This window comes from Gracilibacillus caseinilyticus, assembly GCF_022919115.1.
GTDB classification, from domain to species: domain Bacteria; phylum Bacillota; class Bacilli; order Bacillales; family Amphibacillaceae; genus Gracilibacillus; species Gracilibacillus caseinilyticus.
On record NZ_CP095072.1, the window covers coordinates 3,551,543 to 3,565,049 of the forward strand.

At 37.5% G+C, this 13,507-nt stretch carries 10 protein-coding genes and 2 pseudogenes; 3 read left to right on the forward strand and 9 right to left on the reverse strand.

Annotation, left to right across the window (positions count from 1 at the left end):
- The first annotated feature begins 256 nt into the window (after window positions 1–256).
- Window positions 257–1,533 (forward strand): annotated as a pseudogene (locus MUN88_RS16950) (IS110 family RNA-guided transposase).
- 669 nt (window positions 1,534–2,202) lie between these two features.
- Here the strand turns inward: MUN88_RS16950 and MUN88_RS16955 are convergent.
- From MUN88_RS16955 to MUN88_RS16980, 6 genes are all read right to left on the reverse strand, one after another.
- A complete protein-coding gene (locus MUN88_RS16955; RefSeq protein WP_244717140.1) occupies window positions 2,203–2,502 on the reverse strand; it encodes a hypothetical protein in 300 nt (99 codons plus the stop codon).
- A complete protein-coding gene (locus tag MUN88_RS16960; RefSeq protein WP_244717142.1) occupies window positions 2,502–2,927 on the reverse strand; it encodes an acyl-CoA thioesterase in 426 nt (141 codons plus the stop codon). Before MUN88_RS16960 ends, MUN88_RS16955 begins: the two co-directional genes overlap by 1 nt.
- A 2-nt stretch (window positions 2,928–2,929) precedes the next feature.
- The gene (locus MUN88_RS16965; protein ID WP_244724595.1) at window positions 2,930–5,200 is read right to left on the reverse strand and encodes an AAA family ATPase; all 2,271 of its coding nucleotides are present in this window, start codon (window positions 5,198–5,200) and stop codon (window positions 2,930–2,932) included.
- 28 nt (window positions 5,201–5,228) lie between these two features.
- Window positions 5,229–5,828 (reverse strand): TlpA family protein disulfide reductase, encoded by a 600-nt coding sequence (locus tag MUN88_RS16970; protein ID WP_244717144.1) that lies wholly within the window; start codon window positions 5,826–5,828, stop codon window positions 5,229–5,231.
- Window positions 5,829–6,362: 534 nt separating this feature from the next.
- Window positions 6,363–9,065 (reverse strand): aconitate hydratase AcnA, encoded by a 2,703-nt coding sequence (gene acnA / locus MUN88_RS16975; protein ID WP_244717146.1) that lies wholly within the window; start codon window positions 9,063–9,065, stop codon window positions 6,363–6,365.
- A 185-nt stretch (window positions 9,066–9,250) separates the two neighbouring features.
- Window positions 9,251–10,342: an ATP-binding protein gene (locus MUN88_RS16980; RefSeq protein WP_244717148.1), complete on the reverse strand. Its 1,092-nt coding sequence runs from the start codon at window positions 10,340–10,342 to the stop codon at window positions 9,251–9,253.
- Between the two features lie 182 nt (window positions 10,343–10,524).
- Between MUN88_RS16980 and MUN88_RS16985 the strand changes: the two genes are divergently transcribed.
- Window positions 10,525–11,016 (forward strand): DUF2621 domain-containing protein, encoded by a 492-nt coding sequence (locus tag MUN88_RS16985; protein ID WP_244717150.1) that lies wholly within the window; start codon window positions 10,525–10,527, stop codon window positions 11,014–11,016.
- Window positions 11,017–11,047: 31 nt separating this feature from the next.
- On the opposite strand, the gene MUN88_RS16990 is transcribed toward MUN88_RS16985, so the two are convergent.
- From MUN88_RS16990 to MUN88_RS17000, 3 genes and pseudogenes are all read right to left on the reverse strand, one after another.
- Window positions 11,048–11,473 (reverse strand): Na(+)/H(+) antiporter subunit B, encoded by a 426-nt coding sequence (locus tag MUN88_RS16990; RefSeq protein ID WP_244717152.1) that lies wholly within the window; start codon window positions 11,471–11,473, stop codon window positions 11,048–11,050.
- Window positions 11,474–11,500: 27 nt separating this feature from the next.
- Entirely contained in the window at window positions 11,501–12,205 is a 705-nt protein-coding gene (locus tag MUN88_RS16995; protein WP_244717154.1) for a cytochrome c biogenesis CcdA family protein, read from the reverse strand.
- Window positions 12,206–12,303: 98 nt separating this feature from the next.
- Window positions 12,304–12,447, reverse strand: a pseudogene (locus MUN88_RS17000) (YneF family protein); the annotation flags it as partial.
- Window positions 12,448–12,694: 247 nt separating this feature from the next.
- Between MUN88_RS17000 and MUN88_RS17005 the strand changes: the two are divergent.
- Entirely contained in the window at window positions 12,695–13,393 is a 699-nt protein-coding gene (locus MUN88_RS17005; RefSeq protein WP_244717156.1) for a hypothetical protein, read from the forward strand.
- Window positions 13,394–13,507 lie beyond the last annotated feature (114 nt).

Consider the following 13,507-nt stretch of genomic DNA (forward strand, 5'->3'; position numbering starts at 1 on the left):
TTTGTACGTTCAGAAAGTATAAAATTTTAGCGATGAAGCAGATCGACGTAGTGAAAATGTAGAACGTACAAAGTATAAGTAAAACTTCGGCACTCACTATAGACGAGGCGAATGCCGAGTTTTTCTAAACAGGTAAGAAAGCATTCCTGTAATAAAGCAAAATGAGGATTGAATAAAAAAAGCCCCCTTGGTATGATACGAGGTGTCCAGAGCTGATCAGCAAAAAGGACCCTTAAATAAACCAAGGAGGACTATCATGCATTATAAACAAAATGAAAAGATATTACAACTGTCTGAACAAACTTTGATTATTGGAGTGGATATAGCCAAAGAAAGGCATGTTGCTCGCGCTCAAGATTACCGAGGCATACAATTTGGAAAAGTGCTGTATTTTGACAATAGTTTGGAAGGCTTCCAACGATTTGAGTGTTGGAGAAAAGAGTTAGCGGGGCAGCACAATAAAAGTGATTGGATCATCGGTATGGAGCCTACCGGCCACTATTGGCTGCCATTCGCCTATTGGTTAATGGAAAAGCAATATAAAGTTGTAGTTGTTAATCCAGCACATGTGAAGAAGTCAAAAGAGCTGGATGATAATTCACCAACGAAGAATGATGTAAAAGACGCTCGAGTGATTTCGCGCTTGATTCAAGATGGACGCTACGCTGATCCGCACTTACCAGAAGCCATTTATGCAGATCTTCGGGAAGGGATGAATATGTATGAGCAGTTAATGAAAGATCTTCAAGCTGTTCAAGGGCGTGTTCATCAATGGTTGGATCGGTATTATCCAGAATATACGAAAGTCTTTGCGAATTGGGAAGGAAAAGCATCGATTCAACTATTGAAGCTGGGATTATTCCCGGAAGAGGTAGCCAAAATGGATGAAGAACGCCTTCTACTAGAAATGCGCAAAGAAGTGAAACGAGGAATTGGGTTAAAAAAGATCCGCCATCTAAAAGAGGTATCAAGTGAATCTGTGGGGATCAAAGAAGGATGGCGAGGGTGAAAATCCACACCTTGATGGATCAATATGCCCTCCTCCATCAAAAGATAAATGAAGTGTTGGACATGGTAAAAGAATTAATTAGACCGATTCCTGGTGTGAAAGAAATGACAGATATAAACGGAATAGGCGAAATAACGGTTGCCTCATTCCTCGCAGAAACCGGGGAACTAAACAAGTATACCCATCCCGAACAGATCATTAAGTTAGCAGGGTTAAACTTAAAGTTAGCTACGTCAGGTAAATATAAAGGCCAAACCGTGATTACGAAGAGGGGACGTCCTAAATTACGAGCCCTATTATTTAAAGTCGTGTTGCCTTTAGTTCATCATAATCCTGCATTTAAAGCATTACATGGTTATTTTACGACCAGAAAAGAGAATTCGTTGAAGAAAAAGCAATCCTTGATAGCCCTATGTTGTAAATTGATTCGCATATTATTTACAGTTGGAACAAAACAAGTGCCATTTAGTCCCGAGAAGATGTTGCATGATATTCCGCATTTTCGATTACAACATGTAGCCTAAAGACATAAGGATGTCACCTGTACAAAGTGAAGCTTGATTAGACGTTTATTTGGAATAGAATCATCCCTAATAATAGAAGCACGGAGCAGCTGGAAAGTTTTATACAAACGGGCAATGACCCTGCAGGAAAGCATCGCCGGCCCCACTTCATGGATAGACCGAACGAAGGAATGTATGCGCAAAGACGCGGTGAGATGTGGGAGGGTTTGTCGCCATGAGTATTGTGGGAATTAAAGGTGCGATCATATCAATAATTCCTATTTTTTCTCAAAAAGAGGAGAATGGTTTATTAAGTGCACCCTTCTACACAAAAAACGTTCTCTATATCCATAAAAAGGTAATAGATTCTTGATAAATAAACTGAAATTCTAAGCTAAACAGAGAAAACAAGAGATTTCGTTAGAATAAAGAGGGAGTATAAAATTTTTAGGTTTCGTACTGCTTTCTAACGTGAACAGCCATGTCCACTCGGGCGCCCAGATACTAGGTGACCTCCTGCATCGCCCTAAGATAAAGAAGACATGCCGATTGGTGATAACCAGAGGCCTAGTCGACCTTATGCCCTTGGGCGAAAGTCATCATCGACATCACTTGCTCACCGTGATTCCTTTATCTCAGTTAATGCCGTCCAGTCGCTACGTTTCTAAACGGGCGCTTGCGCTTTTCTTATTATAACTTAAATTTGTTAATGTGGTGCCATTGTTTTTCTTGTTGCAAAATTGCTTTCTGCCGTTCACCGAACAGGTCAAAATGGGGATAATCGGGGTCATGATGTATCCATTCTTGTTTCAATCCATACTGTTCACCCCAAGCAATCAATTTGCGATAATCATTGCATCCTACTTTCGTTACAGTCGTGCATCCCGGAAATCGGTCATCTATCCAATAGTGGGTTAAAAACGCTATATTTCCGTGTAACACTTCCTGCTTCCATTGCCGCAGGGTTTGACGATCTAAACCAAATGCCATTATGCGTCCTCACTCTGTAATGCACGTTGGTATGCTTCATGCCAATTAGGAAAATGCTTTTTTAAAGATAGAGGACGAAAATTATCTTTTTTGACAATTACGTGCTGCGTTTCCCCTGTAACAGCCACTTCCCCATTCTGATCAGTAATCCTGTAACCATACGTTGTTCTTATCCCATTATATTTAACAAGCCATGTTTCCACATATGCATCGTGTCCATATCGGATTGGTTGTTTAAACTGAATATTGACATCAATAACTGGAGAGACGACACCTTCTGACTCCATATCATGGTATCTGAAACCCAGTTCTTCAATAAAAGCAGTTCTGCCAATTTCAAACCAAATTAAATAATTGGCATGATACACTACTCCCATTTGGTCTGTCTCTTGATATCTGACTTTTATCGGTGTAGTTACTTTCATGATTAATTTGTCCTCCTCATTGAATTCCAAGCTAATGCAAAGTCTTTCTCCGTTAACCATTCAAAGGAATCAACTTCATCTGTTTCTAAATCCAGTCGAAGTGCCTGGTATTGGATCGCTTCATTGATTAAATTGACAATAAACCGACCGTTGCCAGTGATTTTCGTATTGTCAAATTGCTCCAATAGAAATGGAATAACTGCTTCTTCCAATTTATATTGATATTCATGGGCATGAAATCTTGTCATATCCATTAATTGCTCTCTCGTATAGTCTTGGAAATGGAAATATTTCTTAAAACGGGATTCCAACCCAGGATTACTAGAAATGAATGATTCCATTTCTCGCTGATAGCCAGCCAAAATAATGACCAGGTTCTCATTATGTCGCGTCATTTCATCTACGAGTGTATCGATTGCCTCTTTGCCAAAATCTTTTTGACCACGGTTAAGGGCATAGGCTTCATCGATAAACAATACGCCACCAAGAGCTTCTCGTACTTTATTTTTTGTCTTGATCGCGGTTTGGCCAACGTAGCCGGCAACGAGGTCACTTCTTGATGCTACCACTAGGTGTCCACGTTTTAATAAACCGCATTGTTTTAGAATCTGAGCATACAATTTGGCAACAGTAGTTTTTCCTGTTCCAGGATTTCCTGAAAATACTGCATGCAATTGAATTGGTACTTTTGGAAGCTGTAATGATTTCCGTTTCTGCTGAACTTGCACAAATGCTGATAATTTTTTCACTTCTTCTTTCACATTATCGAGCCCTATTAATTGATCTAACTGCTCCATCGGTTTATTCAAAGTGTCCTGTTGATCGTCTAAGTCTACTACATCCTGCTCGGTAATCCGCATATGAGACAGCCAACTACCTTCCAATGGCAATAGATGTTTCGCACCAATATGAAAAATAACTTTTAAGACTAAATCTTTTACCGTTCTAGCGTTACCAAAAGATTCATCGACACGAGACTTCTCTATTAAGGAAATAAATTGGTTAATTGCTTTTTCCGTAAAAAAGTAATCATTCTGCAACGCTGTATCTTCTGCGATTTGGGCAAGCTCATTATTCGAAAAATCAGGTAAATGGATGAAGTTGCCGTCTGGAAATCGGCTTCTGAGTCCTTGATTCGACCAGAGAAAGTGTTCCATTTCTTCTGGATAACCTGCTATAATCACAGCAAACTGATTCGCATAGTCTGAACTTGTCATACTGGAAACCAGCGTATCAATGACAGCTTGTCCATAATCATTGCCAGTCTGGTCTTCTCGTTTTAAGTTATACGCTTCATCGATAAACAGGACACCACCAACAGCTTTTTTTACATAGCTTAATGTATTTTCTTCACTTTGCCCCATAAAGGAGCCAACAAGCTGCGAACGGTTTACTTCCACAACATGGTTATTTTTCAATAACCCAAGCCGGTAATATATATTAGCCAGTAACCGGGCTATCGTCGTTTTCCCCGTACCTGGGTTACCCGTAATCACCATGTTTAAGCCTTGTTCATCTACCATTTGGAAGCCCGCTTCTTTTCGGCGTTGCTGATACTTTAAATAATGGTAGTATTGATTGATATACTGTTTCACATCCTGAAGTCCAACCATTTGATGTAATGCATCTAACGGATCTTCACTGGACTCGTCTTTCATAAAATCAGGTAACCTGTCATGAAACAGCGTGATATAATGACGCAGTTTCTCGATGGCATCATTATAAGGCTGAATCTCTTTTGTCGATTTTCGTTGTTCAAGTGCAAAGATCAGTCCTTCTGCCAGGTCTTCTAATTCCTCGATTTGAACAAATATTTGATCATATACTTTTTTTAAGTTACTTGTGCTCCCCGTTCCACCTACTTGCAATTTCGCTAGATCAATTAGTTCCGTTACTAAAGCCTTCGCTTTTTTTAATTTCACCGGATCAAAATCTGTTTCGCGCATCTGATACTGCGTTAAATCAACATGTGCCAATTCTTGATAAACCGATAAATAATGTTTCAGTGACTGGACCTCTCCGACCATCGGATGTTCACTATCCTGTTTCAGTTGTTCAAGATGATGATTCAAATGATCGTCTGTTACATTACGTTTCAAGCGAAAAAAAGTCAGCATACTGTATAACAACGCCTCTGTACCTTTGGATAACGAATAAGACGATTGCTCGACTTCCTCGAGCAATCGCAGTATTTCAATCTCATTAAATGGAGGAATGTCGTCAAGCGAATTCCAACTTTGAATTTTTTGCTCTATCTCTGTCCACTGTTGCATAGTCACGTAACTACTCCTTCCCCCGTCTTTAACTGCTCTGAGCATCTTCTAAATACTTTTGCATTTGTTCAAGCGTCATTGACCCATTGATTCGTTTCAATATTTTAAGGTCACTGGTTCTGATCAATAAGGATGTGGGCATATTGATAATAGAATATCCGTCATAGACGATGTCTTCCTCGTCAAATAATATGGGGTATTCGAATGTACCATTATCAAGGAAATCATAGACCACTTCTTTTGATGTTTCGGTATTTGTGACATTTACAGCCACAACTTGTACCGTTTCGGCATTTTGTTGCTGGAACTTTTGTAACGCTGGCATTTCTTCCACACATGGCGGACACCAGGTTGCCCAGAAATTAACCAACGTGTACGGCTTATCATGGTCGAAGGCTTGCTGCTCTTCCCCTTCACGATTTTCCAGGGTGAAATTTGGCGCTTCTTCCCCTTCGTTTACTTGATAAGCGTTCGGCGCGCTTATCGAACCGCCTTCTACGGACGTATCACCGGTTACATCAATAATATTAGGTTTGTGCTCATCTTGGCCGATATTTGTAAAATTGGTCACAATAAATATGCCAACCAACAGTATAATAATCGAAATGGAAATAATGTTTTTCCACATATTTCTTCATCCTTTACTTTTACACTAAATACTATTATATCGAATTATTGTGACAGCGTCTAATTATCAAATTATGTAGATAAAGTGAAAAACTTGCTCACATCCCTAGTTGACATAATATATATTATGTCAACTAGGGATGTATAACAATTTGGCTATTATGAAATTTTTTATGCGCTTAGCAAAGCTCCGGAAATATGCTCCGCGTCCTATGGGGCACGAATTCAGCTAGGCTACTACTTGCACTACTTCTTTGCTGCCTTGTGCCGAGGAAGCTTACTTCGAAGCAATACTTGCAGACACAGGCACAGACAAAGTGGATCTTCAGCCGTGCCCCGCAGGACGCGAAGTGGTTGGCCGGAGCAGTATCCCAGCACATGAATAATTTCAAAATTACCACTAAGCAGTTCGTATACATAATCCGTATTATCAGCTGTATTTCAATTACGTGAATGGATGTGTATACAATTTTCTTTTGATGATAATGATAAAAAAAGATAGCCTGTGGTTGCAGGCTATCTTTTGGTTTATATATTAAGCTAGTTTGTTACGTAATACCATTTGAAGGATACCACCGTGACGATAGTAGTCTACTTCGACGTCACTATCAAAGCGAGCGATGACTTCGAATGAAGTTTGCTTGCCATCTTCGTCTGTAGCTGTAACTTTTACAAGATCACGAGGTTTTACTGTTTCGTCAATTTCCACTTCAAATGTTTCTTTACCACTTAAACCAAGAGAATCTGGGCCGTCGCCTTCTTGGAACTGTAGAGGTAATACACCCATCATAACAAGGTTAGAACGGTGAATACGCTCAAAGCTTTGTGCGATAACCGTTTTAATACCTAATAGATTTGTACCTTTGGCAGCCCAGTCACGCGAGCTTCCCATACCGTAATCATTACCTGCTAATACAACAAGTCCTGTACCATCTTCCTGGTATTTCATTGCTGCATCATAAATAGGCATGACATCTCCAGTTGGCCAGTAAGTGGTAAATCCACCTTCTGTACCTGGTGCAAGCTGGTTTTTAATACGAATATTTGCAAACGTACCACGCATCATAACTTCGTGGTTACCACGTCGAGAGCCATAAGAGTTAAAGTTACGAGGAGACACTTGCTTATCCTGCAAATATTTACCTGCTGGCATATCTTTTGCGATCGCACCTGCTGGTGAGATGTGATCCGTCGTAACAGAATCTGCAAACTTACCAATTGCCCGCATACCAGACAATGTTTCTACCTTACCAGCATCCTTCGATAATCCTTCAAAGAATGGTGGGTTCTGAATATAAGTAGAGTCATCATTCCAGGAATATAATGGTTCGTCCGTTGTTTCGATAGCGTTCCATTTTTCATTAGACTCAAATACATTCTCATATTCTTTACGGAAGATTTCAGGTGTTACTACTTTCTTAACTTGATCGCGCACGTCATCCATAGATGGCCAAATATCATTAAAGAATACATCGTTGCCATCTTTATCTTGACCAATAGGATCGTTATTCAAGTCAATGTCAACCGTACCAGCTAATGCATATGCTACTACTAATGGTGGTGATGCTAAGTAATTAGCCTTCACTAATGGGTGAATACGTCCTTCAAAGTTACGGTTACCAGATAAAACGGATGAAACGGTTAGGTCACTGTCTGCAATGGCTTTCTCAATTTCTTCACGCAATGGACCTGAGTTACCGATACAAGTTGTACAACCATAACCAACCAAGTTGAATCCTAGTTGATCAAGATACGGCATTAAGCCAGAATCTTGTAAATAACCCGTTACTACTTTTGAACCTGGAGCCAATGATGTCTTCACATATTCAGGAACTTCAAGTCCTTTTTCGACAGCATTTTTCGCAAGTAGACCTGCTCCTAACATAACGTAAGGGTTAGAAGTATTCGTACAAGATGTAATGGCTGCAATGGCAACAGCACCTGTTTTCATAACAGATTTGTTGCCATTTGGATGATCGATTTCTACTTCTTTGTCAAATTCAGATGCATCCAAGCCAAATCCTTGGTTACCAGCTGGAGCTGTGATTGCTTTATTAAATGATTGCTGCATATCAGATAATGGAATTAAATCTTGTGGACGTTTCGGTCCTGACAAGTTTGGTTCCAGATCAGAAAGGTCAATTTCTACTAGCTCTGTAAATTCTGCATCAGGCTGATCAGAAGAATACCATAAACTGTTTTCTTTACAATATTTCTCAACCAATGCAATTTGCTCTTCACTTCGACCAGTTAAACGAAGATAGTTCAACGCCTCCGCATCAACAGGGAAGAATCCACAAGTTGCTCCGTATTCTGGAGCCATGTTGGAAATGGTAGCACGGTCAGCTAACGGCATATCTTCAAGACCAGGGCCGAAGAATTCAACAAATTTACCAACTACTTTCTTCTCACGAAGTACCTGAGTTACCTTTAACGCCAAGTCTGTTGCTGTTGTCCCATTAGGGAAACTTCCAGTAAACTTAACACCAATTACTTCAGGTGCAGGGAAGTAAGAAGGTTGTCCAAGCATTCCAGCTTCCGCTTCGATACCACCAACACCCCAGCCTAACACACCTAGACCGTTTATCATGGTTGTATGAGAATCTGTACCGACTAATGTATCAGGGAATGCATCCACTTCACCATCCCCATTATCAATAGCATGTACCACATTTGCGATGTACTCCAAGTTAACTTGGTGTACAATACCAGTTGCAGGTGGAACAGCACGATAATTATTGAATGCCTTCTGAGCCCAATTTAAAAATTCATAACGTTCTGCATTACGTTCAAATTCTAACTCCATATTTGCCTGTAATGCATTTTTAGTACCATATTCATCAACTTGTACGGAGTGGTCAATAACTAGATCCACTGGTACTTCCGGATTAATTTTATCAGGTGATCCGCCCATATCTACCATTGCTTTGCGTAATGAAGCAAGGTCTACAACTGCCGGCACCCCAGTAAAATCCTGTAAAATAACTCGTGAAGGTTTAAAAGGTACATCTTCCCCTTTTTCTTTCCCCCAGTTTGCTAAACTCTTTACATGCTCATCCTTAATAACATGTCCATCATGCTGACGAATTAACGATTCTAGTAAAACACGAATCGAAAAAGGTAAGCGATCGATATTACCAATCCCTGCTTCTTCTAATGCTTTTAACTGGTAATAATTATACGTTTTCCCGTTCAGATCAAATTGCTTTTTTGCTTGAAATGGATTCTGATTAGTCATTCCTAGCGTTACCCCCTTCAAAAATGTTAGACCGAAATACAATCTCTCATATCTCTAAATACTATGTAACATAGTACGCACCATACTATTTTAAATGAAATCGGTTTATAAGTAAAATGTTTCACAACAAAAAAATGAAATAATAGCTATAAATCTGTCAGAACATTTACTAGACAGATTTACTTTTATTCGGTAGGTAAGAAAATTTTAAACGTACTTCCTTGCCCTTTCTCTGATTCAATTTCTAATCGTCCATGATGGTTATCAATAATTTGATTGGATATCATTAGACCAAGACCAGTCCCGTTCTTTTTCGTGGTAAAAAAAGGCTCCTTTAGTTTATGGATCAAATGCTTCGGTATACCAGGACCTTGATCTTTAATCGCAATCATGCATTCTTTCCCTCGAAGTTCAACCAAGACATGGATCATGCCCCCATTTGCCATTTCTTCAATTGCGTTCTTAATTAAATTAATAAATACTTGCTTGATTTGTGAACGATCACAAAGTACCAGGCAATCTTGCTCTGCTTCTAATACTAGATCGATATCGTATAAATTTGCTTGTGTACGAAGCAAGGTCATGACGTCATGCAGAAGATCATTCACATTCTCATTATTCTTATCGTCTGTCATTGGTTTGGAAATGAATAATAATTCAGAAGTGATGGCATTTATCTTATCAATTTCCTCAATCATAATCTTATAATATTCCTCTTTACTTGTGATACCACCTTGTAACAGCTGGACGAAGCCTTTCAGAGAAGTTAGAGGGTTTCTTATTTCATGTGCAATACCAGCAGCTAATTGACCAGCGATCGACATTTTCTCAGACCTTATTAACATTTCTTCCGCTTGCTTTTTATCAGAAATATCTTTCGCTAAAGCCAGGATTTTCTTTTCTCCATGCCAATCCATTATTTGTATTGCAACTTCAAATATGATAAATCTGCCAATCTGATTCCGAATATGTATGAAAAATTTTTGATCTTGTAGGGTAGTTATATCTAAGTAGGCCCGTAAATATTTTTGATCTTCTCTCATAATATAACGAAATACTGATTTTCCCATTAATTGTGATTTATGAAAACCTAACACCTTTTCAATCGAACTTGTAATATAATTAATTTTCCCAGCGTAATCGCTAATACAGATAAAATCAAATCCGGTTGTTTCTAATTTATTGAGAATAGGCTTTGGTAAGTCTGCAAGCATGATCGTTTGTTCACTTTCATCACTTACACTCCTACCCTCAGGCTGGTCGGCGAAATTAAGCAAGGTTCTCCCCCCTAACAATTTCAAAATCGTTTTCTAAAAAAGTCTAATCATGCTATAATATCAACGATCTAGTAAATTATATGAGAAATTTAGATAATCATGACTGAATATACGATTCAATGTTATATTACTATATTTTCAAAAAAATTAAAATGTCATTCTTTAAGATCAAGAAGAAAAAAATGGTAGGTGAGGATAAGTTGTCTTTTGAATTTATGACGTTTATCGTGTTGTGGACCTTTGTTTTGTTAGGCTTAATTGCCATAGGCGGTTATTTTATGTTTCGGAAATTTTTAAAAAGTTTACCTAAAGATGACGGAAAATCTGATTTGGATTGGCAGCAACATTATATCGACCAATCAATCCATTTATGGAAAGATGCTGAAAAGCAATTTCTCGAGGAATTAGTAGCTCCTGTTCCTGAATTGTTCCGTGATGTCGCGAGGCAAAAAATTGCCGGCAAAATTGGTCAGATTGCATTGGAAAAAAATGAGCAAGCAATTACGCAGGAAACCTTAATACAAGGGTATATCATGGCAACACCAAAAAGAGACCATAAATTTTTACGAAAAAAACTTAAAGAAAAAGAAATAGACGTCACTCCATACGAGCGTTTTTTTCAATTTTCCCCAGAAGATTATCAAAACAAAAAATACGCAGCAAGAACACGTTAATCATATGATTACGTGTCTTTGCTGCGCAAAATTATCGATCACTTGATATGGTCAGGACAATGGTCATGGTAACACCAATAACTGTTAAATAAACTCCCAAATCAAATAAAAGAGCAGTAGCTAATTCAATATCACCGAAAAACGGGAAATGAAAATGGTCAAATGTTTGACTTAAAAAAGGCTCTCCAAAGAAGAAGGAACCAACAGCCGTAGCAATTGCAATTAACAAGCCAATTGCTAACACTGTACGATAATTAAAAGGTAATACTTTATTCATCGCACGTTCACCATATGCCATATACATCAGCACAATAGCCGCAGAAGTCATTAACCCGCCAATAAATCCTCCGCCTGGCGCGTTATGCCCTGCCAAAAATAAATTGACTGCAAATCCAAATAAAATAAAAGAAATTAACACAGTCATCGTTCGTAAAATCAAATCATTTTTTACTGCCATACTACACCTCCAGTTGAACTCGAAATACTAAAACCCTTGAAAACCGAAAAATCCGGAGAGAAAGGATGTTAATTTTGTCATAAGATCGAAGAACAGAAAGAATCCCATGAATATCATCACAGATCCACCTATTTTTACAAGCTTCGGGCCATTTTGTCGTATCCATTTCATTTTACCAATAAAAAAGGCAAGAATAAAGAATGGAATTGCAAAACCGAGTGAATAAGCCGACATTAAAATCATACCTAATTCAGTATCGGTTGCTGCGAGTGATATGACTGCCATCAAAATGGGACCGGTACAAGGCGTCCATCCTAATGAAAAAGCCATACCGATAATATAGGAACCAAAAAAACCTGCTGGTCTATTTTTAAAATGAAATTTTCTTTCTTTCATCAAGAAATCAAAATTTAAAGCACCAACAATTACAAGCCCAAAGAATACAATCAATATGGCACCAACCTGTCGAATCAGATCATCCCATCTTGTCAGAAATTCTCCGACATAACTTGTCGTGAAACCAAGCAGAATAAATACACTTGAAAATCCGATTAAAAAGAACAAAGTATGTAATACGCTTTTGTAATTGAACATTGCTTTTTCTTCTTTAATATCATTTACACTCATGCCAGTAATATAAGATAAAAATGCTGGATAAAGTGGTAATACACAGGGTGAAATAAAAGATAAAAAGCCTGCTCCAAAAGCAATAAAAATATTTACTTCACTCAATCTCTCCCCTCCAATCCTTCAACTCTCTATAAATATAATAAAACCCTTGCTTGAATGAAGCAAGGATTCTAATTCGACAATTATGTTACAATGCGTGTTTATTTATTATCCATCTGATTGTTCATTGAACGCATCATTTGTTTAATTTTCTTTTGTGACGGTTTTTGTCCCATCTGCATCATCATTGTTCTTAGCATTTGCTCATTAATTGGTGGGTTTTTCTTTAAATAGTTCATCATATAAGGGTTTTGAGAGGTTTTCTTAACCACTCTTTCTTGAGTAAAATATAGCATAAATAGCACAAAATAACAAGAAAAATTTGATCTAGGTTGAATTTTTCGGGGTGAATTTTGCTTTATCTTTCTTTGAGGAGAAAAATCAACCGAGTTTCTTCCTTATATATATTTATAAAATCATTAATCATTAAATTACTATATAAATAAAAACTTAATCAGAAAAATATGGTAATATTATGAGAGGAGGGATTATATGACTATTCCTACAAACGAGCTTCTTATAAAGACTATCGAAGAAAATAGCTTGATTCCAATAGAAGTAAATACTATGAAAATATCTAACCAAATTCAACTTAATATAAATGAAGTTGATGATTTTTTTCAGATTGTGAAGAACTCCAATTGCTATAATGTTTATTACTATTACACCTACTATGATTCTGAAGAATACATTATTCCATTTGATTGGTACAGTGAGTATTTAGATGAATTCAAAAAAATAGTAAGTAAACACAATAAAATGATTAAATCACTAAATTTTGATATTCCAAAATCTTTAACACTATTTATGCTTCAGAACGGTACTTTTGTTGGAATACAACTAGAAAATCCTTGGATAGAAAATCAGGGAATATATGTGGCAGAAGCAGCAATTGAAGAAATTGAAGACAGTTTTGATCATGAGGTAAAGAGAGTTGTTGCAGACAAAGAAGAGAAACGAAAGCAAGATGAAAAAGAATTAAGAGAAATAATCTTTAACGATCCAGAATTTAAGTATAATTGTAAAAATCAACAACTGAGACATCGTTATTTAGCAAATTTAATTCAAAAAGAAGGTATGGAAAAATTTGATTACCTTGTCGAACCTTTTGGTGCACCTCATATTGGTAATGCAAAGATGTTTATGGATCTGACTTATGAATTATACAAAGAATTAAATAATAAATTTTGATAAGGATATTGAGAAAGTATCACGGACAATAAAGGAGATCATATGAGTATTAAATCAAGAATCTATAAAATATTGAGAATATGGAATGATGTGGACGCTGTAAGAAAAGGAAGA

Bases quoted from the DNA above. Each gene is read 5' to 3' on its own strand.
- MUN88_RS16955 (WP_244717140.1), bottom strand. From the start codon at position 2,502: ATGGCATTTGGTTTAGATCGTCAAACCCTGCGGCAATGGAAGCAGGAA.
- MUN88_RS16985 (WP_244717150.1), top strand. From the start codon at position 10,525: ATGGTAGGTGAGGATAAGTTGTCTTTTGAATTTATGACGTTTATCGTG.
- MUN88_RS16990 (WP_244717152.1), bottom strand. From the start codon at position 11,473: ATGGCAGTAAAAAATGATTTGATTTTACGAACGATGACTGTGTTAATT.
- MUN88_RS16960 (WP_244717142.1), bottom strand. From the start codon at position 2,927: ATGAAAGTAACTACACCGATAAAAGTCAGATATCAAGAGACAGACCAA.
- MUN88_RS16965 (WP_244724595.1), bottom strand. From the start codon at position 5,200: ATGCAACAGTGGACAGAGATAGAGCAAAAAATTCAAAGTTGGAATTCG.
- acnA (WP_244717146.1), bottom strand. From the start codon at position 9,065: ATGACTAATCAGAATCCATTTCAAGCAAAAAAGCAATTTGATCTGAAC.
- MUN88_RS16970 (WP_244717144.1), bottom strand. From the start codon at position 5,828: ATGTGGAAAAACATTATTTCCATTTCGATTATTATACTGTTGGTTGGC.
- MUN88_RS17005 (WP_244717156.1), top strand. From the start codon at position 12,695: ATGACTATTCCTACAAACGAGCTTCTTATAAAGACTATCGAAGAAAAT.